Below are 24317 nucleotides of genomic sequence, written 5' to 3' on the forward strand. Positions count from 1 at the left end.
TTCGGCGGCGAATTCCACAGGCGTGCTCGACCGCGTGTGGCCACTCAAGCCGCCGCGTCGATCACGTCGGGCACCAGGTGCTCACGGAACCCGCCTCGCCGAGACCGGGAAAGTGTAGACCAAGCGGTCGCGCCGGGGTCCCGCCGGGTGGCTCGTTCAGGTGACAAGTCGGTGACAGCTGCTTCGGGAACCCGCGGATGCGGTGGTGCGCGACCCCTTTTCTAAGGTGTGATCTCCTCGCACTCGAGACAAAGGGGGCGGAATGGCGGCACGACGGTCGAGGATCGGCGCGATCGCCGCCTTGTGCTGCCTCCTGGCGGGTTGCGACGTCGCCATCGACGGGGCGGCGGGGATCTCGCCCGCCGAACAGCAGCGAGTGGACAGGCGCGCCGAACAGCGCGGCGCCGTCGAGAGTGCCTTGAAGGCGCTTGAGCAAGCGCCCGCCGTCGTCTACAAGTCGACAATCAAGGACGCTTCGGGCAAACCCGCAGAATTGCAGTTCCGGATCACCCGTAGCGGCAGCGCGCAGGGGGCCCTCCCGGTCGACGGTCAGCCGATTCAGATCATCTCCGCCGACAAGCAGCTGTACCTCTCGGCGACGCCGGAGTACTGGAAGGCGCACGGGCTCGGCAACAGTGAGCAGTACGGCACCAACTGGGTACGTACGGACGGCTCGGACCTGCCGGTGAACGCGGTCGAGGTGCTCAGCCCGCGCAGGGCCGCGTCGACACTGAGGACCGCGGTGTCGGCGATGGACCCGCTGACCGATCCGGTCCGGTCGAAGCTGCCCGACGGGACCGAGGTCTACGACGTCGGGAGCGGGCTCGGGGCACTGCGCGTGACCACCGCCGCGCCGCACCGCGTGGTCAGTTTCGCGCCTTCCCTCGTCGCCGCGGCGGGCGGTAAAACGCTCGGTGCCGAGATGCTGGTCGAACCGCTCGCCGGGGACGCGCTCAAAAAGCTCCAGACCGATCTGGACGGCGCGATCGGGGGAATCGGGCAGCCGTTCGACGCGCTCGCCCAGGTGAGTGTCAGCGTCGTCAACGACAAGCTGGACTGCACGGATTTCGTCGGGAACTGCCGGGCGACCATCGACGTCGCCAACACCGTCATCGGTGGCGTGAGCGGGACGCCCGTGCATTTGACGCTGACCGTCGATTTCACCGCTCAATCCCTCGGCGCGCAGAGCTGCACGGCGAACGCCGACGCGGCACCCGGCGCCACGACGAGCATGACCTGCGAGGTCAAGTTCAAGTTGCCGAATCGGAACGCCAGCTACCAGGTGCAGGCGAAGCCTTCGGCACGCGGCGAGGTCCGGGCGGCGGTCGACGTCAACGCCGTCCGCGAAAAGCTCAAGTCCGAGTTCGCCGCGCTGGGTGGCTGACCTGCACACTCACCCCGGGGTGCGTTGCATACGTTGAAGTAGCCGATCTTGCGTTCTTAGCATCGGCGTGGTCGCCGATGAAAAGGGAGAAACGCGATGGCGAAGTTGGTTGTGTTCGGAGGAACCGGGTACGCGGGCGGAAAGATCACCGCGGAGGCACGCGGCCGCGGCCACGAGGTCCTGGCGGTGTCGAGGAACGCCGAGGGTGAGGGGACCAAGGCGGGCTCGCTCTACGACGAGGCCTTCCTGGCCGACGTCGCCAAGGGCGCGGACGTCCTGGTCATCGCGGTTCACGGGCAGAGCGGTCTGCTCGACGCGGTGCCCTCGATCGCCCAGGCCGCGAAGGACAACGGAGCGCGGATCGGCGTCGTTGGCGGGGCCGGCAGCTTGAAGGTGGCCGAAGGCGGGCCGCGCCTGATCGACACCCCCGAGTTCCCGGACGAGTACAAGGGCGAGGCCGGTGCGCACGCCGAGGTGCTGGAGGCGTTCCGGAAGCTTCCCGAGGACGTCGACTGGTTCTACGTCAGCCCGGCCGCGGAGTTCGGCGCGTGGGCCGAGGGCGAGCGGACCGGCGAGTTCCGGCTCGGCGGCGACGTGCTCCTGACCGACGAGAACGGTGGATCGAAGATCAGCGGCGCAGACTACGCGATCGCGTTCGTCGACGAGATCGACAAGCCGGAGCGCCGCCGCCAGCGTTTCTGCGTCGCTTACTGACCGGACAGTTCCTTGACGACCGGCGCGAACGTTTCCAGCATCGGCTCGAACACCGTGATGTAGGAAAAGCCGTACCGCTCGCGACGCTCTTGGAGCTGCCGGACCATCTCGTCGGTGGTCCCGAACAGCAATTGGGGAGTTTCGAGCACCGCGTCGACGTCGAGGCTGTCCTGGTCCTTCAGCTCTTCGCGCCAGGACTCGGCGGCCGCGCGCCGGTCGTCCGTGACCACGACCCGCTGGACGAGCACGTTCAGTTCGGGATCCCGGCCGTTCGCGTGTGAGCGGAAGAAGGCGATGCGCTCGTCCATGCGTTCGGCGTCGTCGAGCCGGAAGGTTCCCGGCGGCTTTCCCGGTGCTTGGCGAAGGCCCGCGAAGCCGGCGATGTCGGCTTCGCGGGCGGCGAGGGAGAGCACGCCGTCGCTGTTGCCCGCGAGGAGCAGCGGAGGGGGCGTGATCCCTTCGGCGGCGAAGTGTTCACGCAGGTGGTCAAGGCCCTTGGTGAGGTACTCGATACGTTCCTTGGCCGGGATCCACGGCAGGCCTGCATCGTCGAATTCCGATTTCATGTGACCGGAGCCGAGACCCAGGTCCAGCCGATCGCCGGTCATCTTCACCGTCGTGACGACGTCGCGCGCGAAGAGCGCGAAGTTGTAGAAGGGCACGTTGGAGACGAGAGTGCCGACGCGGGGCCGTTGAGTCACGGCGGCGGCCATGGTCGGCGCCGGGAAAGGCGAGTTCCGTCCTGGGCCTAGGTGATCCGGCACGGAGATGACGTCGTATCCGAGGGCCTCGACGCGGCGGCACTTCGCGACCCAGTTCTCGCGGCTCTCGGCGCCCCACAGGTTCACGCCGAACTTGAATTTCCCCATGCCGGAAACCTAGCCACGAGGGAAGGCCTGGCGCGCGCCGTTTCGCGAGGAGCCGAAAACGAAGCAAGGGACCTTTGCTACCACTCTCCGAAAGAGAGTGAGAGCAAAGGTCCCTTGCTTCGTCGGGGATCAGGCGTTGCCGTCGAAGAGGGACGTGACCGACCCGTCCTCGAAGACCTGCTGGATCGCCTGCGCCAGCAGCGGCGCGATGGACAGCACGGTCAGCCCGGGGAACCGCTTCTCCTCCGGGATCGGCAGCGTGTTGGTGACGATCACCTCGCGCGCCTTGCAGTTCGACAGCCGCTCGGTGGCGGGGTCGGACAGGATGCCGTGGGTCGAGGCGATGACGACGTCGGCCGCGCCTTCGTCGAGCAGGGCCTCGGTGGCCTTCACGATCGTGCCACCGGTGTCGATCATGTCGTCGATCAGCACGCACAGCTGACCGCGGACCTTGCCGACGACGCGGTTGGCGACGGCCTGGTTCGGCTTGTCCGGGTCGCGGGTCTTGTGGATGAAGGCGATCGGCCGGTCACCCAGCTGCGCCGCCCACTTCTCGGCGAGCCGCACCCGGCCCGAGTCCGGCGAGACGACGGTGATGTTCTCGTCCTGGTAGGTCTTGTTGATGTGCGCGGCCAGCACGTTCTGCGCGAGCAGGTGGTCGACGGGACCGTCGAAGAAGCCCTGGATCTGCGCGGTGTGCAGGTCGACCGTCATGATCCGGTCGGCGCCGGCGGTCTTGAACAGGTCCGCGATCAGGCGCGCGGAGATCGGCTCGCGGCCCTTGTGCTTCTTGTCCTGCCGCGCGTACGGGTAGAACGGCATGATCACGGTGATCCGCTTGGCGCTCGCGCGCTTGAGGGCGTCCACCATGATCAGCTGCTCCATCACCCATTCGTTGATGGGCGCCGGGTGGCTCTGGATCACGAACGCGTCGGTCCCGCGCACCGATTCGTTGAACCGGACGAAGATCTCCCCGTTGGCGAAATTGTGCGCGGTCTGCGGGACGACCGACACGTTGAGGTGCTTGGCCACCTCTTCCGCGAGCTCCGGGTGCGCGCGCCCGGAGAACAGCATCAGGTTCTTCTTCGGTGTTCCGGACTTCGAGCTCATGCTGGCGACTCCCCGTCGTTTCCCTTATCTGAATCGGACACGGCGGTGGTGTCCTGCTTCGCGGCGGAAGCTGCTTCCGCCGCGGGTGTGCCCGGCCTGCGCCGGGACACCCAGTCTTCGATGTTGCGCTGCGGCCCGGTGGACACGGCGAGCGCGCCCGGGGGCACGTCTTGCCTGATCACGGTGCCTGCCCCACTGTAAGCGCCATCGCCGATGGTCACCGGGGCGACGAACGTGTTGTCCGCGCCGAGCCGCACATGGGAGCCGATCGTGGTGTGATGCTTGTTCACGCCGTCGTAGTTGACGAAGACGCTGGAACACCCGATGTTGCTGTTCTCGCCGATGGTCGCGTCGCCGACGTAGGTCAGGTGCGGGACCTTCGTGCCGGCGCCGATGTCGGCGTTCTTCGTCTCGACGAAAGCGCCGAGTTTGCCCTTGGTCCCCAGTTTGGAGCCGGGACGCAGGTAGGTGAACGGGCCGACCTTCACACCGTCGCCCAGTTCCGAATCGGAACCGTGCGTCCGCACCACCGACGCGCCCGCGCCGACGGAGACGTTCTCCAGAGTGCTGTCCGGGCCGATCTGCGAACCCTCGCCGACCGACGTCGAGCCCTTCAGCTGGACGCCGGGTTCGATGACGACGTCGCGCGACAAGGTCACGCCCGCGTCGATCCAGGTGCTCGCCGGGTCGACGACGGTGACACCCGCCCGCTGCCAGCCGCGGACGATCCGGCGGTTCAGCTCGGCGCCGAGGACGGAGAGCTGGACGCGGTCGTTGACGCCTTCGGTCACCCACGGATCGTCGATGACCAGCGCGCCGACGCCCTTGCCGTCGCCGCGGGCGATGCCGAGGACGTCGGTGAGGTAGAGCTCGCCCTGGGCGTTGTCGGTCGAAAGCTTCGAAAGCCCGTCGACCAGGACCGAGGCGTCGAAGGCGTAGACGCCGGAATTGATTTCGGCGATTTCGTGCTGTTCGGGGGTGGCGTCCTTCTGCTCGACGATCGAGGTGACGACGCCGTTTTCGTCGCGGATGATCCGGCCGTAGCCGGTCGGGTTCTCGACGACCGCGGTCAGCACGGTGACCGCGTTTCCGGTGGAGGTGTGCTCGGCGACCAGGGAAGCGAGCGTTTCGGTGTCGAGCAGCGGGACGTCGCCGTAGCTGACGACGACGGTGCCGGTCAGCCCCGCGGGCAGCGCCGAGAGCGCGCACGAGACGGCGTGCCCGGTGCCCTTCTGCTCTTCCTGGACGGCCGTGACGACCTCGCGGCCGAGCGCCTCGCCGACGTTCGCCAGCCGGGCGCCGACCGAGTCGCGACCGTGGCCGATGACGACGACCAGGTGCTCCGGGTTCAGTCCCGCGGCGGCCCGCACCGCGTGCTCGACCAACGGGCGGCCGGCGATCGGGTGCAGCACCTTCGGGGTGGACGAGCGCATGCGGGTGCCCTCACCCGCGGCGAGGATCAACGTGCTCAGCGGGCCGGTCACGGCACTCCCAACATTTCACCAACGGTGGTTGTCGGGCATTGATCCTACGTGGGCTGCTCGGCGTCCCACGCGGGGTCGGTCGGAGCATCCTCGCCGGGCCATCCGGTCACCGGATCGATGGCCATCGAGTTCACCGACGAAACCTGGTTCCCGCCGCCGCGTTTCGCCTGGTACATGGCCGCATCGGCGCGCGCGAGGACCTGTTCGGCCCGTTCCTGCGGGCGGAGCGAGACAAGGCCGACGGAGAGGGTGACGCCGTGCGAAAGATGGTGCGGCAGAGATGCGACGGCATTCACAGAACGACCCAGCGCCTGTTTCGCCGCGGAGGCCGGAGCCCCAGGTAGAAGCACGATGAACTCGTCTCCGCCGTAGCGGGCGACGACGTCGTCGCCGCGCAGGGCGTCGCGCAGCGTGCTCGCGATGACACGGAGCACGTTGTCACCTTCGGCGTGCGACTGCTTGTCGTTCACGTCCTTGAATCCGTCGAGGTCGACCAGCGCCACCGCGAGCGGCTGGGCGTCGGCGGACGACGCCAGCGAACGCAGCTTTTCGTCGAGCGCGCGCCGGTTCGGCAACCCGGTGAGCGGGTCCTGCAGCGCCTGCTGGGTGATGGCGCCGTGCTCGGCGGAGAGCCGCTCGTGCTCCCGCCGCGCGTTGAGCGTGGCGATCTGCGATTCCCGCAGCGACCACATCTCCGTTTCCAGGATGGTCGCGTAGTCGATCAGCGACTGGCTCGCCCCTGACGCGTAGTCCGGCGTGGTGTCGAGCCTGGCCAGCTCGCGGGCGAGGTTCAACCGCATCGACGGCAGCGAGCCCTCTTCGTTGTCCTCGCGGACCTCTTTGAGCACCTGCAGCGCGTCCTCGCGGCGGCCGTCGTTGTCCAGGCAGCGGGCCAGTGCGATGGCGATGATCTCGCGTTCGTGCGGGAACACCAGTTCCGGATGCAGCAGCGAGGTCAGCCGCTCGATATGCGACGAATCGGGCGAGGCCAGCGCGGCCGCGGCGGCGAGCACGCCGACCTGGTCGATCGCGGGCACCCCGGCCTTGCGCGGGAACAGCGATTCGGTGAACGGGCCCTCGGCGGCCTGGGCCATCGACGCCGCGGTGCGGAACTTGTCCGCCCCCTCGTCGTACCGCTCGATGCGTTCGAGGCGCAGGCCCCAGCCCAGCAGCATCTTGACCCGGTTGATCAGCTGGAGCGCGATCTCGTGCGGGCTGGCGCTGTCGCGGATCGCCTGCGCGGCGCGGGCGATGGCCTCCTCGGCCGCCTCGTAGACGCCCAGCTGGTTCAGCACCAGCCAGCAGTCGACCAGGGTCGTGGACAGCATCCGGTCCCAGTTGCGCCTGCCGATCTGACGGTCCGGGACCGCGGAATCATCGAGGATGGCCAGCGCCCTGGCGATCTCGGTGAGGGCGGCGTCCTCCTGTTTGGCGATCACCAGCCGACGGCCGCGCATGGCGTGCGCGTCGGCCCGCATCAGCGCGAGACCGTGCCGCCGGGTGTGCGCGAGCATCTCGTCGAGCCTGGGTTCGGCTTCGGCGGCGAGGCCGCGGGTGACCAGCCTGGCCGCCGCGGAGTAACGCAGCAGCTGCGCGACCAGCAGGGGTTCGCCGCGGCGCTGCGTCTCGTCGAGGAGTTCGTCGAGGCTGGTGATGATGTCCAGCTGCTCGGCGAAGGTGACGCGCTGTATGGCCGCACCGAGTTCGCGCGCGCGGCCGTAGAGCCAGGCGTCGGACATCTCCGCAAGCGCCGGCCGCCTGCCACTGGTCGTCGCGTCCTCGGTCAGCCGCACACACCCCCACCGTTGAAAACGCCGCTGGTCATCTGTTCGTCTGCTCCGCCGCCAGGATTCGAACCTGAACTGTCAGAACCAAAATCTGAAGTGCTGCCGATTACACTACGGCGGATCGATCCTGGTCAGGATAGCCATGTCGGGGACGTCCACGTGCGCCCGGGGGTGGCCTCACCGTCGCGGGCACTCCACAGGGGACGAAACCTCCTGTACCGTAACTTACGGCATCGTAGGTAAGGTCACCCTTAGGGAAACCCTCAGGGTTGCGCGTAGAAAAGAAGTGACTGCATGACGGCTACCCTCGACCGTTCCCAGAAGCCCGCGAAGGGCCCCAAACCGGTAATCGACGGACAACGATCGGGCGCCGTGCAGCTCTCGGTCTACCTCGGGGTCATCTTCCCGCTCGCCGCGCTGCTCGCGGCCGTCCCGTTCGCTTGGGGCTGGGGACTGACCTGGGTCGACGTCGGCCTGTTCGTGGTCTTCTACGCGATCAGCGGCCTCGGAATCACCGTCTCCTATCACCGCTACTTCACGCACGGCTCGTTCAAGGCCAAGCCGTGGCTGCGCGTCGCGATGGCGATCGCCGGCAGCATGGCCGTCCAGGGCCCCGTCATCACCTGGGTCGCCGACCACCGGCGCCACCACGCCTTCTCCGACCGCGACGGCGACCCGCATTCGCCGTGGCTGTTCGGCACCTCGCCGCTCGCCATCGCCAAGGGGTTCTGGCACGCGCACATGGGCTGGCTGTTCGAGCGCGACCAGACCAACGCGGAGCGGTTCGCGCCGGACCTGGTGAAGGACCCGGCCATCAAGAAGGTCGACGACCTCTTCTGGCTGTGGAGCCTGCTCACCCTGGTGCTGCCCGCGATCCTGGGCGGACTGATCACCTGGTCGTTCTGGGGCGCGGTGACCGCGTTCTTCTGGGCCGGGCTGGTGCGGGTCTGCGTGCTGCACCACGTGACCTGGTCGGTCAACTCGGTCTGCCACATGATCGGCGAGCGCCCGTTCGCCGCCCGCGACAAATCGGCCAACTTCTGGCCGCTGGCGATCTTCTCCTTCGGCGAGTCGTGGCACAACCTGCACCACGCCGACCCGACCTCGGCGCGGCACGGGGTGCAGCGCGGCCAGATCGACCTTTCCGCGCGGCTCATTTGGATCTTCGAGAAGTTCGGCTGGGCCTACGACGTGCGCTGGCCGACCCCGCAGCGCCTCGCGCGCATCGCCGCTGAAAGCAAATAGCGAGGTCGCGTTAGTCTTCTGCGATGGCGGGGAGAAGGCGGACCAAACGTGAAGCGGTCACCGGGGCGCGTCCTGTCGCTCCGGTGGCCCGGGTGCGGATGACGGGGAGCGAGCGCAGGCAGCAGTTGCTCAACGTCGCCAGGGCCCTGTTCGCGGAGAAGGGTTTCGAAGGAACGTCCATCGAGGAGATCGCGCACCGCGCGAACGTCTCCAAACCGGTGGTTTACGAGCACTTCGGCGGAAAAGAAGGCATCTACGCCGTCGTCGTCGACCGCGAGACGCAGCTGCTGCTCGACCGGATGGTCTCCACCCTCCACGGTGGACACCCGAGGGTGATGCTGGAGCAGGCGGCGATCGCGTTGCTCTCCTACGTCGAAGACTCGCACGACGGCTTCCGCATCCTGGTGCGGGATTCGCCGGTCGCGAGTTCCACGGGCACGTTCTCGACGGTGCTGAACGACATCGCCAGCCAGGTCGAGCACATCCTCGCGCAGCAGTTCGCCGCCAGGGGCTACGACGAGAAGCTGGCCGCGCTGTACGCGCAGGCGCTCGTCGGGATGGTGGCGCTCACCGGGCAGTGGTGGCTCGACGCCCGGAAACCGAAGCGCGACGAGGTCGCCGCGCATCTGGTCAACCTGGCGTGGAACGGTCTGTCCAATTTGGAGCACAAGCCCAAGCTGCGGCTGCACTGAGACCTGCGTCGCGCGGCAGTAACGTTTCCCGGGTGGTGAGCGCTACGTCCCCCATAGAGATCATTTACCTGGGGGAACAACCGTGGAGAACTATCCCGCGCCCGCCGTCGAACAGATGGTGCCGCAGAAGAAGAGAACGTGGCTGAAGCCCGTCATCCGCTTGGGCATCTTCGGCGTCATCGCCCTGATCGCGTTCTTCGTCGCGAATCCGTTCACGGCGTCGAGCACCGAGGTCGGCGCTTGCCTGAAGGGCAGTGTCGACAACGCGGACAGCGTCAAGAACACCGAATGCGGAACATCGGACGCCACCTTCAAGGTCGTCGGAAAACAGGAGAACAAGTCGGAAATCGGGCTCAGGCTCTCTGGCGGGTCCGAATGCGACGACTACCCGACGACGGACGCCTACTTCTTCCAAGGAAAGAAGGGGGCCACTGACGGCACCCTCCTCTGCCTGGAAGACCTGAAGAACCCGGGCGAGCGGGCGCCGGTGGTCGGTGATTGCCTCCCCGACGGCGTCGTCGACGCGAAGAAGCTCACGAAGGAGGACTGCGCGACAGCGCGGTACAAGGTCCTCGCCATCGAGAAGAGCGCGACCTTCCTGGTCGACGGCAGCACGGTGTGCACCCAGGTGCCGTCGACCGACGAGAAGATCCAGTGGCAGCGGTCGGGCGGCACGCTCCCGCAGTCGCGGGTGCTGTGCCTGGACGACCTCAAGAAGTAGCGGTCAGCGCAGGAGGCCGGTCTCCCGCAGGTGGTCGAAGATGAGCTTGCCCACCGCGGAGAGCCGGTCCCTGTCCGCATGGCCCAGCCACGCGATTTCCTCGATTTCGCTGCTGGCCGTGGGTGTTCCGCTGAATTCGGCGAGGTAGCAGGTCGTCCGGACCACGAGTCCTGACGCGTGCCCGTCGGCTTGCGCCTCGAACGATCCGGCGTTTTCGATCGTCGCCGGATCGATCTCGACGTTCAGTTCCTCGCGGATTTCGCGGATCAGTGTCTCCGCGTCGGTTTCACCGGGTTCGCGTTTGCCACCGGGCAGGTAGAACACGGATTTGCCGCGCGAGCGGGCGCCGAGGACACGGCCGTCCTGGAAAGACAGCAAAGCGATTTTGTCGATCATGGGTCAGCCCAGCGCCGCGGCGGTTTCGGCGGTCGTGAGCACTTCGCCCAGCCGCGGGAACACCTTCGTGATCGCCGATTCGTGGGAGATCGCGGCGATGCCCGCCATCGCGTCCGAAACGGCGATGGTCTCGTAGGCGTGGTCGATCGCGGCCCGCAGCGTCGATTCGACGCCGTACTCCGTGGCGATGCCGGCGAGCACCAGCGTCTTCACGCCGAGTCCGCGCAGGAGTTCGTCGAGTCCGGTGCGGTAGAACGCGCCGATCGTGTTCTTGGTGATCAGGTGCTCGCCCTCGCGAGGTGTCAGTTCGGCGACCAGTTCGCTGCTGGGCGGCTGCTCGTCGACGTCCGGCCGGTGCGCCCGCACGTGGACGATCGGCGAGCCGGCCGCGCTGAAAGCGTCTCGCAGCAGGACGGCGTTCGATACGACTTCGGTGCCTTCGATCGGCACGGTCTCCAGCGCGACGATCCGGGTCTGGAGGTCGATCAGGACGAGCGCCGTCGTCGCCGGGTCGATCTTCGTCATGAGGGGAAGCCTAGTGGTCCCTATGCTGGAGACATGGGGCAGAACAGGGAAGTAGTGGTCACCGGCGGCGGAACGGGAATCGGCTACGCGGTCGCGGCGGCCTTCGCCGCGCGAGGTGATCGGGTGACGATCACCGGCCGTCGCGAGCAGGTCCTCACCGAGGCCGCCACGTTGCTCGGCGCGAACCCGGTCCCGTTCGACGCGGCCGATCCGGAGGCGGTGGAACGGGCACTGGCCGAATTGCCGGAGCGCGTCGACGTCCTGGTCAACAACGCGGGCGGGAACACCGACTTCCGCGGCGGGCAGGCCGAAGACCTGAAGTCGTTCGCCGCGAACTGGCAGGCGAATCTCGACGCGAACGTCTTCACCGCCGTCCTGGTCACCCGTGCCTTGCGGGAAAGGTTCGCCGACGGGGCGCGGATCGTCACCATCGGTTCGATCGCCGCGCGCACCGGGGCGGGCTCCTACGGTGCCGCCAAGGCCGCGCTGGAGGCGTGGAACGTCGACGTGGCAAGGGAATTCGGTCCGCGCGGGATCACCGCGAACATCGTCGCGCCCGGGCTGGTCGGCGACACCGAGTTCTTCCAGGGCAAGCTCTCCGACGAGCGCCGGGCGTGGCTGATCGGCAACACGCTGACCAAACGCGCCGGCGAGCCCGCGGACGTCGCCGAAGTGGTCGCCTTCCTGGCTAGCCCGGAGGCGCGGCACGTCACCGGGCAGATCGTCCACGTCAACGGCGGAGCTCACCTCGGCCGTTAGGCACTGGGCGTGACCTTCAGCAGTTTGTCGTCCTGGCCTTCCGAAGTGGTGATGTAGAGGGCGCCGTCCGGACCGCTGCGGACGGCGCGCAGCCTGCCGAACTTGTCGTCGAACTCCGGCGGCAGCGTCACTTCGGTGACCTTGCCGGCGTCGTCGAGGCGGAACAGCAGGAGTTTCTGTCCCTTCAGCGCCGTCACGGCGAGCGAACCTTCGAGCGCTCCCCACTGCGAGCCGGTGAGGAACTCGGCGCCGCAGATCGCCTCGGTGATCTCGCCGGTCGTCCACAAAGGACTGACGGCGTCCGGGAAGCGCTGCTTGTCCGTCATCGGGACGTTTTCGTCATAGCTGGTCTCGGTGCCGCCCTTGGATGGGTCCCAGCCGTAGTTCCCGCCCGCGGTCTCCAGGCTGACCTCGTCGTCGATGCTCGGCCCGTGCTCCGCGGTGAACACCTGCCCGGTGCCCGGGCGGACCGTGACGCCCTGGACGTTACGGTGCCCGTACGTGAACACACGCTGTTCGTTCGGGTTCGCGGATTTCGCGAACGGGTTGTCCGGCAACGCGTTCCCGGTCTTCGCGTCGACGCGAAGCACCTTGCCGCCGAGGCTCGTCCGGTCCTGCGGGTGCTGCGGGCGGGCGGTGTCGCCGGTGCCGACGAGGAGCGCCCCGTCCGCGCCGAACGCGGGACGGCAGCCGGAATGCCTGCCGCTGGGGTTCACCGGCAGGCCGGTCAGCAGGTCCTTGACCTTCGTGGCGCTCGCGCCGTCGTCCGAAAGCCGCCAGGTGACCAGCCGGATGTCGACGGCCTTGTCGCCTTCCTTGTGGGTCTGGCAGGTGATGAACTCGCGTGACGTCGCGAAGTCCTTGCTGATCACCATCCCCATCAGGCCGCCTTCGCCGCGTACGTGGACATCGGAGAAGTCCGCGGCGACGTCACGCTTCGCGCCGCCCTCGATCAAGGCCAGCTTCCCGGGGCGCTGGGTGACGAGGATCTTCCCGTCCGGCAGGAAACCGACGTCCCAGCCGTGTTCGAGCCCGGCCGTCACCTGCTCGACCTTCAGCTTCGACACCGCGGGCTTCGAGGTGACCGGCGGCGCGCTCTGCACCGTCTCGCTCGACGCCCCGGAACAGGCCGTGACCAGCAAGGACAGGGAAGCGAACGCGACGACGGCGGAAGTGCGCATGACATCAGCATGCCACCGTGCTCAACCGCCCGCGCGAACCAAACCGCTTTCGTAGGCGAACACGACCGCGTGCACACGGTCGCGCAACGAGAGCTTCGCGAGGATCCGGCCGACGTGGGTCTTCACGGTCGTCTCCCCGATGTAGAGCTTCGCGGCGATTTCGGAGTTCGTCAGGCCGCGCGCGATGAGCGAGAGGACGTCCTTCTCGCGTTCGGTCAGCGTTTCGAGCCGCGCGCTCTCACCGGCGTCCCGTTCGTCGGCCAGGTAGCGGTCGAGCAGCCGTTTCGTCACCGAGGGGGAGACCATCGAGTCGCCGCGGAGGACACCGCGGATCGCCACGAGGATCTCGTCGGCGGGCGCGTCCTTGACGAGGAAACCACTGGCACCGGCACGCAACGCGGCATACGCGTACTCGTCGAGGTCGAACGTGGTGATCATCAGGACCCGGGTGTCCGGAAGCGACCGGCAGATCCGCTCGGTCGCCGCGACGCCGTCGAGCACGGGCATCCGGACGTCCATCAGGACCAGATCCGGCCGCAGCTTCTCGGCGGCCTCGACCGCTTCGGCGCCGTTGGTGGCTTCGCCCGCGACGGTCAGGTCGTCCTGGCTGGTGACGATCATCCCCATCCCGACCCGGACCAGTTCCTGGTCGTCGCAGATCAGCACCTTCACCGCCGTCATCCCGCCTCCACCACCAGATTCGCGGCGACCCGGTAGCCACCGTCGCGGGTAGGTCCGGTGTCGAGGGTGCCGTGGAACATCTCGACGCGCTGGGTCATGCCGGCGATCCCCCGGCCGGACGACGGGAGCCGCGGCGCGACGGGTTCGCTGCCGCCGGTGTTCGTCACCTCGATCCGGACGTTCCGGCGGTGGCCGCCCTGGCCGAAATCGATCTCGACCTGGCCGCTCGCGTCCCCCGGCGCGTGTTTGATCATGTTGGTCAGCGACTCCTGGACGATGCGGTACGCCTGCAGCGCGGCGCTCGGCGGCAACCCCTCGGCGTCCCCGGTGACCTGGAGATCCACCTCCCGTCCGCTCGCGCTGACCTGCGCGACCAGGTCGCGAAGCTCCGCGACGGTCGGCTGCGGGCTTCGGGCGGCTTCGCCGGCATGGAGGACTTCCAGCAGACGGCGCAGCTCGGCGAGCGCGTCGCGGCCCGCCTTGCCGATCGTGTCGAGTGTCCGGTCGACGACCTCGGGATCCTTGTCGCGCATGAGTTTCGCGCCCTCGGCGTTGATCACGATGACACTCACGCTGTGCGCGAGGACGTCGTGCAGTTCGCGGGCGATGCGGGTGCGTTCCTCGGCGACGGCGGCCCGGGCGCGGGCCTCCTGTTCGGACGCGGCCAGCTCCGCCTTCGTCGCTTCCTCCGCCGAAAGCCGTTGCCGCGCACGGAGGAACTCGCCGAGCGCCCAAGCGGCGACGTGCAGCGGGATCGTCGCGCCGATGGCGAGCCAGGAGCCCTGTTCGGTGGTGACGCCCCAGGCGAGACCCCACGTGACGTCGAGGATGACGATCGCGCCGGCGATCAGCGCGGCGAATCGGCGGTTCCCCGCGCGGACCAGCGTGTAGAGCGCGACGGCCATGGCCAGTTCGCCCCGGCCGCGGTCGTAGGCCCACAGCTCCGTCGTGTACTGCGCGGTGACCCCGGCGACGATCAGCACCGCGACGATCTCGGGGTGGCGCCGCCGCCAGAGCAGCGGGACGAGGAAGAGGTACGGCACCAGCAGGACGGCCTTGGGGGCCGACGACGATCCTGTCGGCGCGAGGAAGACGAACCACGCGTACAGGGGAAGGTCGGTCACCCACGGGTGGGCGCGGAGCCGGTCGAGCAGCCTTTGCACCGTTCGAACGTAACCCCGCCCGGCACGGGAGCGCGTCGTCCTGGGGTACTCCCGGGGTCCTCCCACGGGAGGACGGAATCGGCCGACGAAGCCGACGCGGAGCGACGAAACCCGTTCCTAGCGTCGGGAACATGTCGATCACCAGGGAATTCCTCCGCCATCCCGTCCTGACCGGGGCCGTCGCGGCCAGCTCCCCGAAACTCGCGGAGGCCATGACCGCGGGCCTCGGCCTGGAAAGCGCCAGGCTCGTCGTCGAACTCGGCCCCGGGACCGGTGTGTTCACCGGCGCCGTCGTCCGTCGCCTGCCACCGGGCGCGCGGCTGATCGCGGTCGAGATCAATCCGCGGCTGGCGCGGGAACTGCGGTCCCGGCACGGGGACGTCGAGGTCGTCGAGGGGTCCGCCGAAAACTTGCTTTCGTATGTGGACGAGGCCGCCGATGTCGTGGTCTCCGGGCTGCCGTGGACGGTCATGCCCGGTGAACGGCAGCTGCGGATCCTCGATCAGGTCACGGAGATCCTCGCGCCGCATGGACGGTTCACGACGTTCGCCTACGCGCACGCGGCCTGGACGACGCCCGCCCGCAGGTTCGGCGCGGCGCTGCGGGACCGGTTCGCTGTGACCGGCCGGACCCCGTTGGTCTGGCCGAACCTGCCGCCCGCCTTCGTACATCGCGCGGCGCTGCCACAGAAGGCGGGGAGGCGTCGTGGACAGCCTGCTGCGGCCGCTTCTTGAGTCGCCGCCCGTGCTCGTCTACCTCGTCTGCGGCGCCCTGATCTTCCTGGAAACCGCGCTGCTGCCGGGAATCGTGCTGCCGACGTTGTCCAGTCTGCTGCTGATGGGGTTCCTCGCCGGACGGGGCACGCTCGACCTGCCGATGGCGTTGACGGTCGCGATCGGTGCCGCCGTGGCGGGCGACCAGATCGCCTTCCTGGAGGGGCGGCGGCTGGGCCCGCGGCTGCGGACCACGCGGTTCGGGCGGCGGTTCGGCCGGGATCGGTGGGAGCGCGTGGAGCGGGCCGTCGCCCGGTTCGGCGTCCCGGCCGTGATCGCCGGCCGCTGCCTGGCCGGGGTGCGGACCGTCGTGCCGCGTATCGCGGGAGCCGCCGAGATGCCGTACCGGCGGTTCGTGCCCGGCAGTGTCTGCGCGGCCGTCGTGTGGGCGTGCGCCGAGCTGTTCTTGGGCCACGCGGGAGCTTGGGTCAGCGGGTGAGGATCGCCGCCGTCTCGGCGTCGGCGGGGAGGAACGTCTCCAGTTTCAATTCCGAAACCGTGACATCGGCCGCGGTCGCGAACGTCGTGATGGCCGTGATCAGCCGCAGTTCGCCCGCGGAAGTGGACAGGCGCATCGGCACCGCGAAACCGAGATGATCGGGCCCAGGCGGACCGGGAGCCGGAACGTAACCTTCGAGTTCGGCCAGCAGCGCGGTGAGCCGCTCGTCGGGCGCGTGGGCGATCTCTTGGGTCAACCGCTCCAGGATGTGCCGGGCCCAATCCGCGAGGTTGCGCACCCTCGGCGCCATCCCCTTCGGGTGCAGCGCGAGCCGCAGGGTGTTGACAGGTTCTTCCAGCAGTTCCGGCGCCACGTCCTCGAACAGCAGGTCGAGCGCGTCGTTGCGGGCGACGAGCACGCCGTAGCGGTCGACCACGATGGCCGGATACGGGCGGTGCCCGTCGAGCAGCCGCCGCATACCGTCGAGGACCGGCCGCAGGCTCGGATCGTCCAATTCGGTTTCGGGGAAACCGGGGGCGAACCCGGCCGCGAGCAGGAGGCCGTTGCGTTCACGCAGGGGCAGTTCGAGCGATTCGGCGACCCGCAGCACCAGGCCGCGGCCGGGGATCGACCGGCCGCCTTCCAGGAAACTCACGTGCCGTTGCGTGGTCCCGGCCCGGATCGCCAGCTCCAGCTGGGAAAGCCGCCGTCGTTCGCGCCAGCCCCGGAGCGCGGGGCCGAATCCGGAAACCATGGCGTCATCTTGGCCGAGACGTCGTCGGCGTCGCCATTCCCTCGAAGGAATTGAGACGATTCCCCGCCGCGGAGATGCTTCCGGCATGAAATTCGGTCTGGTCGTCCCCAGTTATCGGTCCACCCTCGACGCCGGGCGCACCGCGCCGGAAATGGTCGCCGTCGCGGTCGAAGCCGAACGCCTCGGCTTCGATTCGGTCTGGGTCGGCGACACTCTCGCGAAGGCGCCCATCGATTCCTTGACGTTGCTCGGCGCGTTCGCCGCCAGAACCGAGCGGGTCACCCTCGGCACCGCCGCGCTGCTGCCGGCGTTGCGGGATCCGCTCCTTTCCGCGAACGCGATCCTCTCACTCGACCTCCTCAGCCAGGGCCGCGTCACGCTCGGCGTCGGTGCCGGATTCGCGGGTCGCAGCGAACCCGAGTTCGCGTTCACCCGGGTCCCGTGGGAACGCCGCCGCGCCCGCCTCGACGACATCGTCGCGTTGTGGCGGCACGTCTGGAGCGGGAAGAGTGGCCCGTTCCACGGCGACGTGCTGCACTACGACGCCCTGCCGGAGTACCCGGAACCGCACCGTCCCGGTGGCCCGCCGGTGTGGCTTGCCGCCTTCACCCCGGGCGCGCTGAAGCGTGCGGGGCGGCTCTACGACGGCTGGTTGCCGTACCCGCCCGACGTCGCGGACTACACCGACGGCCTCGCGAAGATCCGCGAAACGGCCGTACGCCCCGTGACACCGGCGTTGTTCGCGACGGTGCTCATCGAGGATGACCCGATCAGGGCACGCGAGCGGCTGGAGGACTACGCACAGCGGAACTACGGCGTCCCGCTGGACTTCGTCGAGAAGATCCAAATGCTGGTCGCGGGCAGCCCGGAGCAGGTCGCCGACCGGTTGCGCGAGTACCAGGACGCGGGTGCCGAACACATGCTGATCCGTATCGCGACGCAGGAACCGGCCGAGTTCGACGAGCAGCTCCCGAAGGTGTTCGACGCCTTGCCCCGGTAATCGCGCGGCGGACTGTCGGTGCCCCCACGTAGGCTGGGACGGTGACAAACGCTCCATTGTCCGGACTCCTTCATTCCATCCTTCCCGATCCGGCCCTTCGCGGGGTCGTAGAGCGGGCCGGTGCCCCGGTGCTCGAACTCCAGGGCGCGATCGCCACCCGCCAGCTGGTCGCCGGTGCCCTCGCCGCGGACGAGGGCGCCGGCCGCCCCGTGCTCGCGGTGACGGCCACCGGCCGCGAGGCGGACGAATTGACCGCTTCCCTGAAGTCGTTCCTCGGCGAAGGCGCCGTCGTCGACTTCCCGTCCTGGGAGACGCTGCCGCACGAGCGGCTGTCCCCGCGGGCGGACACCGTCGGGCGGCGGCTGGAGGTGCTGCACCGGCTCAAGACGGGCTCGGACGGTCTGCGCGTCGTCGTCGCGACCGTCCGCAGCCTGATCCAGCCGATGGCGCCCGGGCTCGGTTCGCTCGCGCCGATCGACCTGGTCGTCGGCGAGGAGCAGAGCTTCGAAGGGCTCTTGGAGCGGCTGGTCGAGCTCGCGTACACGCGGGTGGACATGGTCGAGAAGCGCGGCGAGTTCGCCGTGCGCGGCGGCATCCTCGACCTGTTCGGGCCGACGGCGCAGCATCCGGTGCGGGTCGAGTTCTGGGGCGACGAGGTCAGCGAGATCCGCGCGTTCGCGGTGTCGGACCAGCGCTCGCTGCCCGGGGAGATCCAGCACGTCAGCGCGCCGCCGTGCCGTGAGCTGCTGCTCACCGAGCCGGTCCGCGCGAAGGCCGCCGAGCTCGCGACGACGTACGAGGCGGACGCGCAGCTCACCGAGATGCTCACCAAGCTTTCCGGCGGGATCCCCGTCGAGGGCATGGAGGCGCTCATCCCCGTGCTGTGCGAGGGCGAGCTGGACCTGCTGACCGACGCGATGCCCCAGGGCACGCACGTCCTGCTGGCCGATCCGGAGAAGATCCGCGCCCGCGCGGCCGATCTGGTCCGCACGGGGCAGGAGTTCCTCGAAGCGTCCTGGACCACGGCCGCCGCGGGCGGTCAGGCGCCGATCGACCTCGGGGCGTCCGCGTACCGGGACCTCGCGGAGATCGCGAAGCACGCTCAGGAGACGAAGCGCCCTTGGTGGACGCTGACGCAGCTGGCGAGCGACGATCCCGACGTTTACCGCGTCTCGATCGAGGCCGCGCCGAACTATCGCGGCGAGGTCGAGCGCGCGACGACCGATCTGCGCGCCCACACGGCGGCGGGCGGGACGGCCGTGCTCGTCGTCGCCGGGCACGGCACCGCGGCCCGCGCCGTCGAGCAGCTGTCGGCGGGAGATGTCCCCGCGTCGCTCGCCGAAGGCATCACCGGTCCGCTGACGGCCGGCGTCGTGACGGTGACGTGCGGCGGTCTGTCGGACGGTTTCGTGTCGCCGGAGCGCGCCCTCGTGGTGCTGTCCGAATCGGACCTCACCGGTCGCGGCTCGGGCGCCGGAACGTCCACAAAGGACTTCAGCACCAAGATGCCGTCGCGGCGCCGCAACGCCGTCGACCCGCTCGCCCTCAAGGCGGGCGACTACGTCGTGCACGATCAGCACGGCATCGGCCGGTTCGTCGAAATGGTGCAGCGCACCGTCGCCGGCGCGACCCGCGAGTACCTGCTGCTGGAGTACGCCTCCTCCAAACGCGGGCATCCGGGGGACCGGCTGTTCGTCCCGACCGACCAGCTCGACGAGGTCTCCCGCTACGTCGGTGGCGAGTTGCCCACGCTGAACAAGCTCGGCGGATCGGACTGGAAGAACACCAAGGCCAAGGCGAAGAAGGCGGTCAAGGAGATCGCCGCCGAACTCGTGCAGCTCTACGCCGCGCGGCAGGCCGCGCCGGGGCACGCGTTCGCGCAGGACACGCCGTGGCAGGGCGAACTCGAGGACGCCTTCCCGTTCACCGAGACCAACGACCAGCTCGCCGCGATCGACGAGGTCAAGTCGGATATGGAACGCGGCGTCCCGATGGACCGCGTCATCTGCGGCGACGTGGGCTACGGCAAGACCGAGATCGCGGTGCGCGCGGCGTTCAAGGCCGTCCAGGACGGCAAGCAGGTCGCGGTGCTGGTGCCGACGACGCTGCTCGCGCAGCAGCACCTCAACACCTTCACCGAACGGATGAGTTCGTTCCCAGTGAAGATCAAGGGGCTTTCACGGTTCACGAACAAGGCCGAGTCCGACGCCATCCTGGAGCAGCTGGCCGCGGGCGACGTCGACATCGTGATCGGTACGCACCGCCTGCTGCAGACCGGGATCCGGTACAAGGATCTCGGCCTGGTGATCGTCGACGAGGAGCAGCGGTTCGGCGTCGAGCACAAGGAGCACATCAAGGCGCTGCGGACCCACGTCGACGTGCTGACCATGTCGGCGACGCCGATCCCGCGGACGCTGGAGATGTCGCTCGCCGGCATCCGCGAGATGTCCACGATCCTGACGCCGCCCGAGGACAGGCACCCGATCCTGACCTACGTCGGCGCGTACGACGACAAGCAGGTCGGCGCCGCGATCCGGCGCGAGCTGCTGCGTGACGGCCAAGTCTTTTACGTGCACAACAGGGTTTCCTCGATCGAGAAGGCCGCGAAGCGCATTCGCGAACTGGTGCCGGAGGCGCGCGTCGTCACCGCGCACGGGCAGATGAACGAGGAGAAACTCGAGAAGATCATCCAGGGTTTCTGGGAGAACGAGTACGACGTGCTCGTCTGCACCACGATCGTCGAGACCGGGCTGGACATCTCGAACGCCAACACGCTGCTGGTGGAACGCGGTGACCTGCTGGGGCTCGCGCAGCTGCACCAGTTGCGCGGCCGGGTCGGGCGTGGGCGCGAGCGCGGGTACGCGTACTTCCTGTATCCGCCGGAGGCACCGCTCACCGAGACGGCGCACGACCGGCTCGCGACCATCGCGCAGAACACCGAACTGGGTGCGGGTATGGCCGTCGCGATGAAGGACCTGGAGATCCGCGGCGCGGGCAACATCCTCGGCGCGGAGCAGTCCGGGCACATCGCGGGAGTCGGTTTCGACCTGTACGTGCGGCTCGTCGGCGAAGCGGTCGACGCGTTCCGCCGGCACGCGGGCGCTGAAACCTCCGAAGAGGAGGAGCTCGCCGAGGTCCGCGTGGATCTCCCGGTGGACGCGCACATCCCGCACGACTACGTGCCGGGCGAGCGGCTGCGGCTGGAGGCGTACCGCAAGATCGCGGCCGCTCCCGACCAGGCCGGGCTCGACGCCGTGCGCGAGGAACTGATCGACCGCTACGGTCAGCCGCCCGCCCCGGTGCGGAGGCTGCTCGCGGTCGCCGCGTTCCGGCACACTTGCCGTGCGGCGGGCGTCACCGAGGTCGCCGTCCAGGGCACGTCGATCCGGTTCGCGCCGCTGCCGCTGGCGGATTCGCAGATGGTGCGGCTGAAGCGCTTGTACCCCAAGGCTCTCTACAAGGCTGTGACGAACACGGTCTCCGTGCCGAAGCCGACGGAGGGCCCTGCCGGTGGTCGTATGGGCGCCCCGGCGCTGCGCGACGAGGAATTGCTGGACTGGTGCGCGAAGCTGCTGACGAATCTGATGAAGTCGCCGGCACCCGTCGCGTAGACGGCGTGCCTGTCCGTGAAGGCCTCCTTGAGGGACCCAGAGTCCGTCAAGGAGGCCTTCACGGACTTTCGGTGCTCGCGAGAAGCCGAATCGCGACTTATGACCTGGTTCTCTCGCCGGGGCCGGTATGAGAGGGTAGGCCCTGTGATGCGGATCATGGGGCGCCGTCGCGCGCTGGTCGGGGTTCTTGCCGGTTCTCTCCTTCTCGCCGGATGCAACGCCGGCCCCGGGCAGGTCGGTGCCGCGGTGATCATCGACGGCAAAACCGTTTCGGTGGATCGCGTGCAGCAGCTGATCGACAAGGCCGTCCGTGAACACCCGTACGGGCAGCAGCTCGCCAGCGAGCACAAGCTCGACCTCGTCGGCCGCGAGATCGTCCGGCAGGAGATCCTGCACGACCTCACCGAGCGCGCCGCTCAGCGGGAAGGCGTCCGGGTCGACGAGTCCCTCGTCGTGAACGCGCTGCAGAACGACCCGCTGGCCAAGCCGATGGAGGCCAACCCGCAGAACGATCCCGCGCTGAGCGTCCAGCAGCTCGTGGCGCGGGTGCGGGACCACCGCGACGCCCTGGTCGACGCGGCGCTGCAGACCCAGCTCGCGATGAAGTACCTCGACAAGCTCACCGTCACGTTCGATTTCAGCTCGGTCTCCTCGACCGACGCCACCGGTTCCGACGCGGACAAGCTGCGCGAGCAGGCGATCGAGAAGGCCAAGAAGTTCGCCGCGTCGCCGAACGCGGCCGCCGAGCTGATCGCGCAGGACCAGCAGACCGCCGACACGCAGGCGGGCACCGGCCAGAAGCTGCCGGCGATGCAGTCGCCCGCGACCGCGGCCACCGTCCTGTTCGGTCTCGAACCCAACACCGTCGCCGCCTTCCAGCCGACACCGCAGCAGCCGCTTTGGGTCGTCGTCGTGATGCGCGAGCGGGCCGCGGACAAGCCCGTCGCGTCGGACCAGGCCACGCAGCCGACCGCTCAGCAGCTGGCAGGAGTGGGTATCCGGCTCCTCCAGCCGTACCTCGACCAGGTCGACCTCAAGGTGAACCCGCGCTATGGCGTGTGGGATGTTGTCGGCATGGACCTCGCGCCCAACGAAGCTTCGAAGAAGGGCATCGTGCTGCCTGTGCACGGTGCCGCGCCGCAAAACCCGTGACCGCTGCCGTCGTCGTGATCGCCCGCGGGGCGACACTGCCCGCCGCGGCACTCCCGATCCTGCGAAGCAGCGCCGCCGTGTACGCGGCTTCCGATGTCGATCCCGACGTTTTCGGGGTGCCCGCGCTCGGTGACACGCAGGTCCGCGACCTCGTGCTCATCGCGGGTTCGCGCCGGGAAGCCAAGGCCGCGGCGCTGATCAGGGCGGGTGCGCGGGTGATCGAAGGACCTGTTCCGCCGCTGGTCGAGGCCGCCGAGGTGATGGACCGCCTGCGTTCGCCGGGCGGATGTCCGTGGGACGCCGTCCAGACCCACGAATCGCTGCGCCAGTACCTGGTCGAGGAGACCTACGAGCTGCTCGACGCGATCGAGGAGGGCGACAGGGTCGCCTTGCGCGAGGAGCTCGGCGACGTCCTGCTCCAGGTGCTCTTCCACGCACGCGTCGCCGTCGAGGACGCGGCCGATCCGTTCGGGATCGACGAGGTCGCTTCCGATCTGGTCGCAAAACTCGTCGGGCGTCATCCGCATGTCTTCGCCGACGCTCCGCGGGTCGAGACCGTCAGCGATCAGAACCTCAAATGGGAAGAACTGAAGCAGGCCGAGAAGAGCCGTCAGTCCATTGTGGACGGTGTGGCGCTCGGGCAGCCCGCCGTGGCGCTCGCCGGGAAGCTCGGCCAGCGCAGCGGCCGGGCCGGGATCCCGCTCGACCTGTTCCCCGACGGCGCCGAGGCGGCGGCCCAGCTGTTCCGGGTGGCCGCGACCGCGCGCCGGGCGGGGATCGATCCCGAAGGCGAGCTCCGCGCCGTCGCGAAGCGGTTCGCGCGCGACATCCGGGACGCCGAACAGGCCGCCCGGGACGCCGGCCTGGAGCCGACGACGCTTGAGGCCGACGGCTGGCGCAAGTTCTGGCCGAGCTAGATCGTCAGCACGAGTTTGCCCCGGACGCGTCCGGACTCGCTCAGTTCGTGTGCCTTCGCCGCCTGTGCGAGGGGGAGGACCTCGGCGATCGAGACGCGTAGTGAACCGGCGTCGGCCAGAGTGGCGATTTCGGCCAGATCGGTTCCGGACGGGGAGACGTAGAACTCGTCGAAACGGACCCCGAGTTCCGCGGCTTTCCGCCGGACCTCCGTCCGGTCCGGGCCGTGCCCGACGATGTCGATCAGCGAACCGCCCGGTTCGAGTATGTCGAGCGACCGGGGACCGTAATCCCCGGAGATCGGGTCCAGTACGACGTCCACGACCTGCGATTTCGAAAAATCGTCGGCCGTGTGGTCGATGAGTTCGTCGGCGCCGAGGTCGCGCAGGAACGCGTGGTTCGCCGCCCTGGCGGTTCCGATGACGTACGCGCCACGGGCCTTCGCGATCTGGACGGCGAGATGTCCGACCCCGCCGGCCGCGGCGTGGACGAGCACGCGGTGTCCCGGTCCGACCGGGAACACCTTGGTGAACGGCTGCCACGCGGTCAGTGCCGCGATGGGGAGCGCGGCAGCCTCGACGTGATCGAGACTTTTGGGTTTCGGCGCGAGCGCGTCCTCGCTGACCGCGATGTACTCGGCGTACGAGCCGTTCGGCGGGAAGGTGACGCCGTAGACCTCGTCCCCCGGCTGGAACCGTGTCCCGGCCGAATCCACCACACCTGAGAAATCGAGACCGACGGTCAGTGGCAGTTCGCCGACGACCAGCCCGTTCCGGATCTTCCAATCGGCCGGATTGACCCCGGCCGCGTGGACGCGCACCAGGACCTGGCCCGCTCCCGGAACGGGTTTTTCGGATTCGGTGAGTTCGAGGACGCCGGGTCCGCCGAAGGAGACTTGCTGGATCTTCCGCATGGAAATGAGCATTTCGCGGTCGGTACCTGTTGTGAAGTAGGCACTCCAC

23 protein-coding genes and 1 tRNA gene are annotated in these 24317 nt (G+C 68.8%); 12 read left to right on the top strand and 12 right to left on the bottom strand.

Annotated features, from left to right (window positions below; all coding sequences use genetic code 11):
• Window positions 1-262 precede the first annotated feature (262 nt).
• Window positions 263-1384: a hypothetical protein gene (locus AJAP_RS03955; protein WP_083649832.1), complete on the top strand. Its 1122-nt coding sequence runs from the start codon at window positions 263-265 to the stop codon at window positions 1382-1384.
• Window positions 1385-1480: 96 nt separating this feature from the next.
• Entirely contained in the window at window positions 1481-2098 is a 618-nt protein-coding gene (locus tag AJAP_RS03960; RefSeq protein ID WP_038508233.1) for an NAD(P)-dependent oxidoreductase, read from the top strand.
• Here the strand turns inward: AJAP_RS03960 and AJAP_RS03965 are convergent.
• The 5 genes from AJAP_RS03965 to AJAP_RS03985 all read right to left on the bottom strand — a co-directional run bounded on the left by AJAP_RS03965 (window position 2092) and on the right by AJAP_RS03985 (window position 7469).
• Window positions 2092-2967 carry a TIGR03621 family F420-dependent LLM class oxidoreductase gene (locus tag AJAP_RS03965; RefSeq protein WP_038508234.1) on the bottom strand — a complete coding sequence of 292 codons (876 nt, stop codon included), beginning with the start codon at window positions 2965-2967 and terminating at the stop codon, window positions 2092-2094. The two genes, AJAP_RS03960 and AJAP_RS03965, sit on opposite strands and share 7 nt — an antisense overlap.
• Before the next feature lie 129 nt (window positions 2968-3096).
• On the bottom strand, window positions 3097-4077 hold the full coding sequence (locus AJAP_RS03970) for a ribose-phosphate diphosphokinase (protein WP_037340645.1): 981 nt from the start codon (window positions 4075-4077) through the stop codon (window positions 3097-3099).
• A complete protein-coding gene (glmU, locus tag AJAP_RS03975; protein ID WP_037340648.1) occupies window positions 4074-5561 on the bottom strand; it encodes a bifunctional UDP-N-acetylglucosamine diphosphorylase/glucosamine-1-phosphate N-acetyltransferase GlmU in 1488 nt (495 codons plus the stop codon). Before glmU ends, AJAP_RS03970 begins: the two co-directional genes overlap by 4 nt.
• A 44-nt stretch (window positions 5562-5605) precedes the next feature.
• Window positions 5606-7354 carry a GGDEF domain-containing protein gene (locus AJAP_RS03980; protein ID WP_038508236.1) on the bottom strand — a complete coding sequence of 583 codons (1749 nt, stop codon included), beginning with the start codon at window positions 7352-7354 and terminating at the stop codon, window positions 5606-5608.
• Window positions 7355-7397: 43 nt separating this feature from the next.
• Window positions 7398-7469, bottom strand: a tRNA-Gln gene (locus tag AJAP_RS03985).
• A 173-nt stretch (window positions 7470-7642) separates the two neighbouring features.
• On the opposite strand from AJAP_RS03985, the gene AJAP_RS03990 reads away from it, so the two are divergent.
• From AJAP_RS03990 to AJAP_RS04000, 3 genes are all read left to right on the top strand, one after another.
• Window positions 7643-8593, top strand: a complete 951-nt coding sequence (locus tag AJAP_RS03990; protein ID WP_038508238.1) for an acyl-CoA desaturase — start codon at window positions 7643-7645, stop codon at window positions 8591-8593.
• Window positions 8594-8691: 98 nt separating this feature from the next.
• Complete coding sequence (locus AJAP_RS03995) at window positions 8692-9285, top strand: TetR/AcrR family transcriptional regulator (RefSeq protein WP_026466989.1); 594 nt, start codon at window positions 8692-8694, stop codon at window positions 9283-9285.
• Window positions 9286-9367: 82 nt separating this feature from the next.
• Complete coding sequence (locus tag AJAP_RS04000) at window positions 9368-10006, top strand: LppU/SCO3897 family protein (RefSeq protein WP_038508240.1); 639 nt, start codon at window positions 9368-9370, stop codon at window positions 10004-10006.
• Between the two features lie 3 nt (window positions 10007-10009).
• On the opposite strand, the gene AJAP_RS04005 is transcribed toward AJAP_RS04000, so the two are convergent.
• Together AJAP_RS04005 and AJAP_RS04010 are read right to left on the bottom strand one after the other, a co-directional pair.
• Complete coding sequence (locus AJAP_RS04005) at window positions 10010-10402, bottom strand: NUDIX hydrolase (RefSeq protein WP_038508241.1); 393 nt, start codon at window positions 10400-10402, stop codon at window positions 10010-10012.
• Between the two features lie 3 nt (window positions 10403-10405).
• Complete coding sequence (locus tag AJAP_RS04010) at window positions 10406-10927, bottom strand: isochorismatase family protein (RefSeq protein ID WP_038508242.1); 522 nt, start codon at window positions 10925-10927, stop codon at window positions 10406-10408.
• Between the two features lie 33 nt (window positions 10928-10960).
• Between AJAP_RS04010 and AJAP_RS04015 the strand changes: the two genes are divergently transcribed.
• Entirely contained in the window at window positions 10961-11686 is a 726-nt protein-coding gene (locus tag AJAP_RS04015; RefSeq protein ID WP_038508243.1) for an SDR family NAD(P)-dependent oxidoreductase, read from the top strand.
• Here AJAP_RS04015 and AJAP_RS04020 read toward each other — a convergent pair.
• From AJAP_RS04020 to AJAP_RS04030, 3 genes are read right to left on the bottom strand one after another with little or no spacing between them, the layout of a single operon-like run.
• Window positions 11683-12867, bottom strand: a complete 1185-nt coding sequence (locus tag AJAP_RS04020; RefSeq protein ID WP_038508245.1) for a PQQ-dependent sugar dehydrogenase — start codon at window positions 12865-12867, stop codon at window positions 11683-11685. The two genes, AJAP_RS04015 and AJAP_RS04020, sit on opposite strands and share 4 nt — an antisense overlap.
• 21 nt (window positions 12868-12888) lie before the next feature.
• Entirely contained in the window at window positions 12889-13548 is a 660-nt protein-coding gene (locus AJAP_RS04025) for a response regulator (RefSeq protein ID WP_037340667.1), read from the bottom strand.
• Window positions 13545-14711, bottom strand: a complete 1167-nt coding sequence (locus tag AJAP_RS04030; RefSeq protein WP_038508247.1) for a sensor histidine kinase — start codon at window positions 14709-14711, stop codon at window positions 13545-13547. Before AJAP_RS04030 ends, AJAP_RS04025 begins: the two co-directional genes overlap by 4 nt.
• 131 nt (window positions 14712-14842) lie before the next feature.
• Here AJAP_RS04030 and AJAP_RS04035 point away from each other — a divergent pair, with 131 nt between their 5' ends.
• Both AJAP_RS04035 and AJAP_RS04040 read left to right on the top strand, forming a co-directional pair.
• Window positions 14843-15445, top strand: coding sequence for a class I SAM-dependent methyltransferase (locus AJAP_RS04035; protein ID WP_038508249.1), 603 nt, complete (start codon window positions 14843-14845; stop codon window positions 15443-15445).
• On the top strand, window positions 15417-15923 hold the full coding sequence (locus AJAP_RS04040) for a DedA family protein (protein ID WP_038508250.1): 507 nt from the start codon (window positions 15417-15419) through the stop codon (window positions 15921-15923). Before AJAP_RS04035 ends, AJAP_RS04040 begins: the two co-directional genes overlap by 29 nt.
• On the opposite strand, the gene AJAP_RS04045 is transcribed toward AJAP_RS04040, so the two are convergent.
• Window positions 15913-16677: a helix-turn-helix transcriptional regulator gene (locus tag AJAP_RS04045; RefSeq protein ID WP_038508252.1), complete on the bottom strand. Its 765-nt coding sequence runs from the start codon at window positions 16675-16677 to the stop codon at window positions 15913-15915. The genes AJAP_RS04040 and AJAP_RS04045 overlap by 11 nt on opposite strands.
• A gap of 85 nt (window positions 16678-16762) precedes the next feature.
• Between AJAP_RS04045 and AJAP_RS04050 the strand changes: the two genes are divergently transcribed.
• The 4 genes from AJAP_RS04050 (at window position 16763) to AJAP_RS04065 (ending at window position 23357) form a co-directional block, all read left to right on the top strand.
• Window positions 16763-17677 (top strand): LLM class flavin-dependent oxidoreductase, encoded by a 915-nt coding sequence (locus AJAP_RS04050; protein ID WP_038508254.1) that lies wholly within the window; start codon window positions 16763-16765, stop codon window positions 17675-17677.
• A 56-nt stretch (window positions 17678-17733) separates the two neighbouring features.
• Complete coding sequence (gene mfd, locus AJAP_RS04055; protein ID WP_051972336.1) at window positions 17734-21288, top strand: transcription-repair coupling factor; 3555 nt, start codon at window positions 17734-17736, stop codon at window positions 21286-21288.
• Between the two features lie 147 nt (window positions 21289-21435).
• Window positions 21436-22440 (top strand): hypothetical protein, encoded by a 1005-nt coding sequence (locus AJAP_RS04060; RefSeq protein WP_038508257.1) that lies wholly within the window; start codon window positions 21436-21438, stop codon window positions 22438-22440.
• Window positions 22437-23357, top strand: coding sequence for a MazG family protein (locus AJAP_RS04065; protein ID WP_038508259.1), 921 nt, complete (start codon window positions 22437-22439; stop codon window positions 23355-23357). Before AJAP_RS04060 ends, AJAP_RS04065 begins: the two co-directional genes overlap by 4 nt.
• On the opposite strand, the gene AJAP_RS04070 is transcribed toward AJAP_RS04065, so the two are convergent.
• Window positions 23354-24268: an NADP-dependent oxidoreductase gene (locus AJAP_RS04070; RefSeq protein WP_228694855.1), complete on the bottom strand. Its 915-nt coding sequence runs from the start codon at window positions 24266-24268 to the stop codon at window positions 23354-23356. The genes AJAP_RS04065 and AJAP_RS04070 overlap by 4 nt on opposite strands.
• Window positions 24269-24317: the final 49 nt, after the last annotated feature.

The sequence above is a fragment of the Amycolatopsis japonica genome (assembly GCF_000732925.1).
Classification (GTDB): Bacteria; Actinomycetota; Actinomycetes; order Mycobacteriales; family Pseudonocardiaceae; genus Amycolatopsis; species Amycolatopsis japonica.

Coding starts and splice junctions, on each gene's coding strand:
- AJAP_RS03955 (WP_083649832.1), top strand. CDS start 263: ATGGCGGCACGACGGTCGAGGATCGGCGCGATCGCCGCCTTGTGCTGC.
- AJAP_RS03960 (WP_038508233.1), top strand. CDS start 1,481: ATGGCGAAGTTGGTTGTGTTCGGAGGAACCGGGTACGCGGGCGGAAAG.
- AJAP_RS03965 (WP_038508234.1), bottom strand. CDS start 2,967: ATGGGGAAATTCAAGTTCGGCGTGAACCTGTGGGGCGCCGAGAGCCGC.
- AJAP_RS03970 (WP_037340645.1), bottom strand. CDS start 4,077: ATGAGCTCGAAGTCCGGAACACCGAAGAAGAACCTGATGCTGTTCTCC.
- AJAP_RS03990 (WP_038508238.1), top strand. CDS start 7,643: ATGACGGCTACCCTCGACCGTTCCCAGAAGCCCGCGAAGGGCCCCAAA.
- AJAP_RS03995 (WP_026466989.1), top strand. CDS start 8,692: ATGACGGGGAGCGAGCGCAGGCAGCAGTTGCTCAACGTCGCCAGGGCC.
- AJAP_RS04005 (WP_038508241.1), bottom strand. CDS start 10,402: ATGATCGACAAAATCGCTTTGCTGTCTTTCCAGGACGGCCGTGTCCTC.
- AJAP_RS04010 (WP_038508242.1), bottom strand. CDS start 10,927: ATGACGAAGATCGACCCGGCGACGACGGCGCTCGTCCTGATCGACCTC.
- AJAP_RS04015 (WP_038508243.1), top strand. CDS start 10,961: ATGGGGCAGAACAGGGAAGTAGTGGTCACCGGCGGCGGAACGGGAATC.
- AJAP_RS04020 (WP_038508245.1), bottom strand. CDS start 12,867: ATGCGCACTTCCGCCGTCGTCGCGTTCGCTTCCCTGTCCTTGCTGGTC.
- AJAP_RS04025 (WP_037340667.1), bottom strand. CDS start 13,548: ATGACGGCGGTGAAGGTGCTGATCTGCGACGACCAGGAACTGGTCCGG.
- AJAP_RS04035 (WP_038508249.1), top strand. CDS start 14,843: ATGTCGATCACCAGGGAATTCCTCCGCCATCCCGTCCTGACCGGGGCC.
- AJAP_RS04045 (WP_038508252.1), bottom strand. CDS start 16,677: ATGGTTTCCGGATTCGGCCCCGCGCTCCGGGGCTGGCGCGAACGACGG.
- AJAP_RS04050 (WP_038508254.1), top strand. CDS start 16,763: ATGAAATTCGGTCTGGTCGTCCCCAGTTATCGGTCCACCCTCGACGCC.
- AJAP_RS04060 (WP_038508257.1), top strand. CDS start 21,436: ATGCGGATCATGGGGCGCCGTCGCGCGCTGGTCGGGGTTCTTGCCGGT.
- AJAP_RS04070 (WP_228694855.1), bottom strand. CDS start 24,268: ATGCGGAAGATCCAGCAAGTCTCCTTCGGCGGACCCGGCGTCCTCGAA.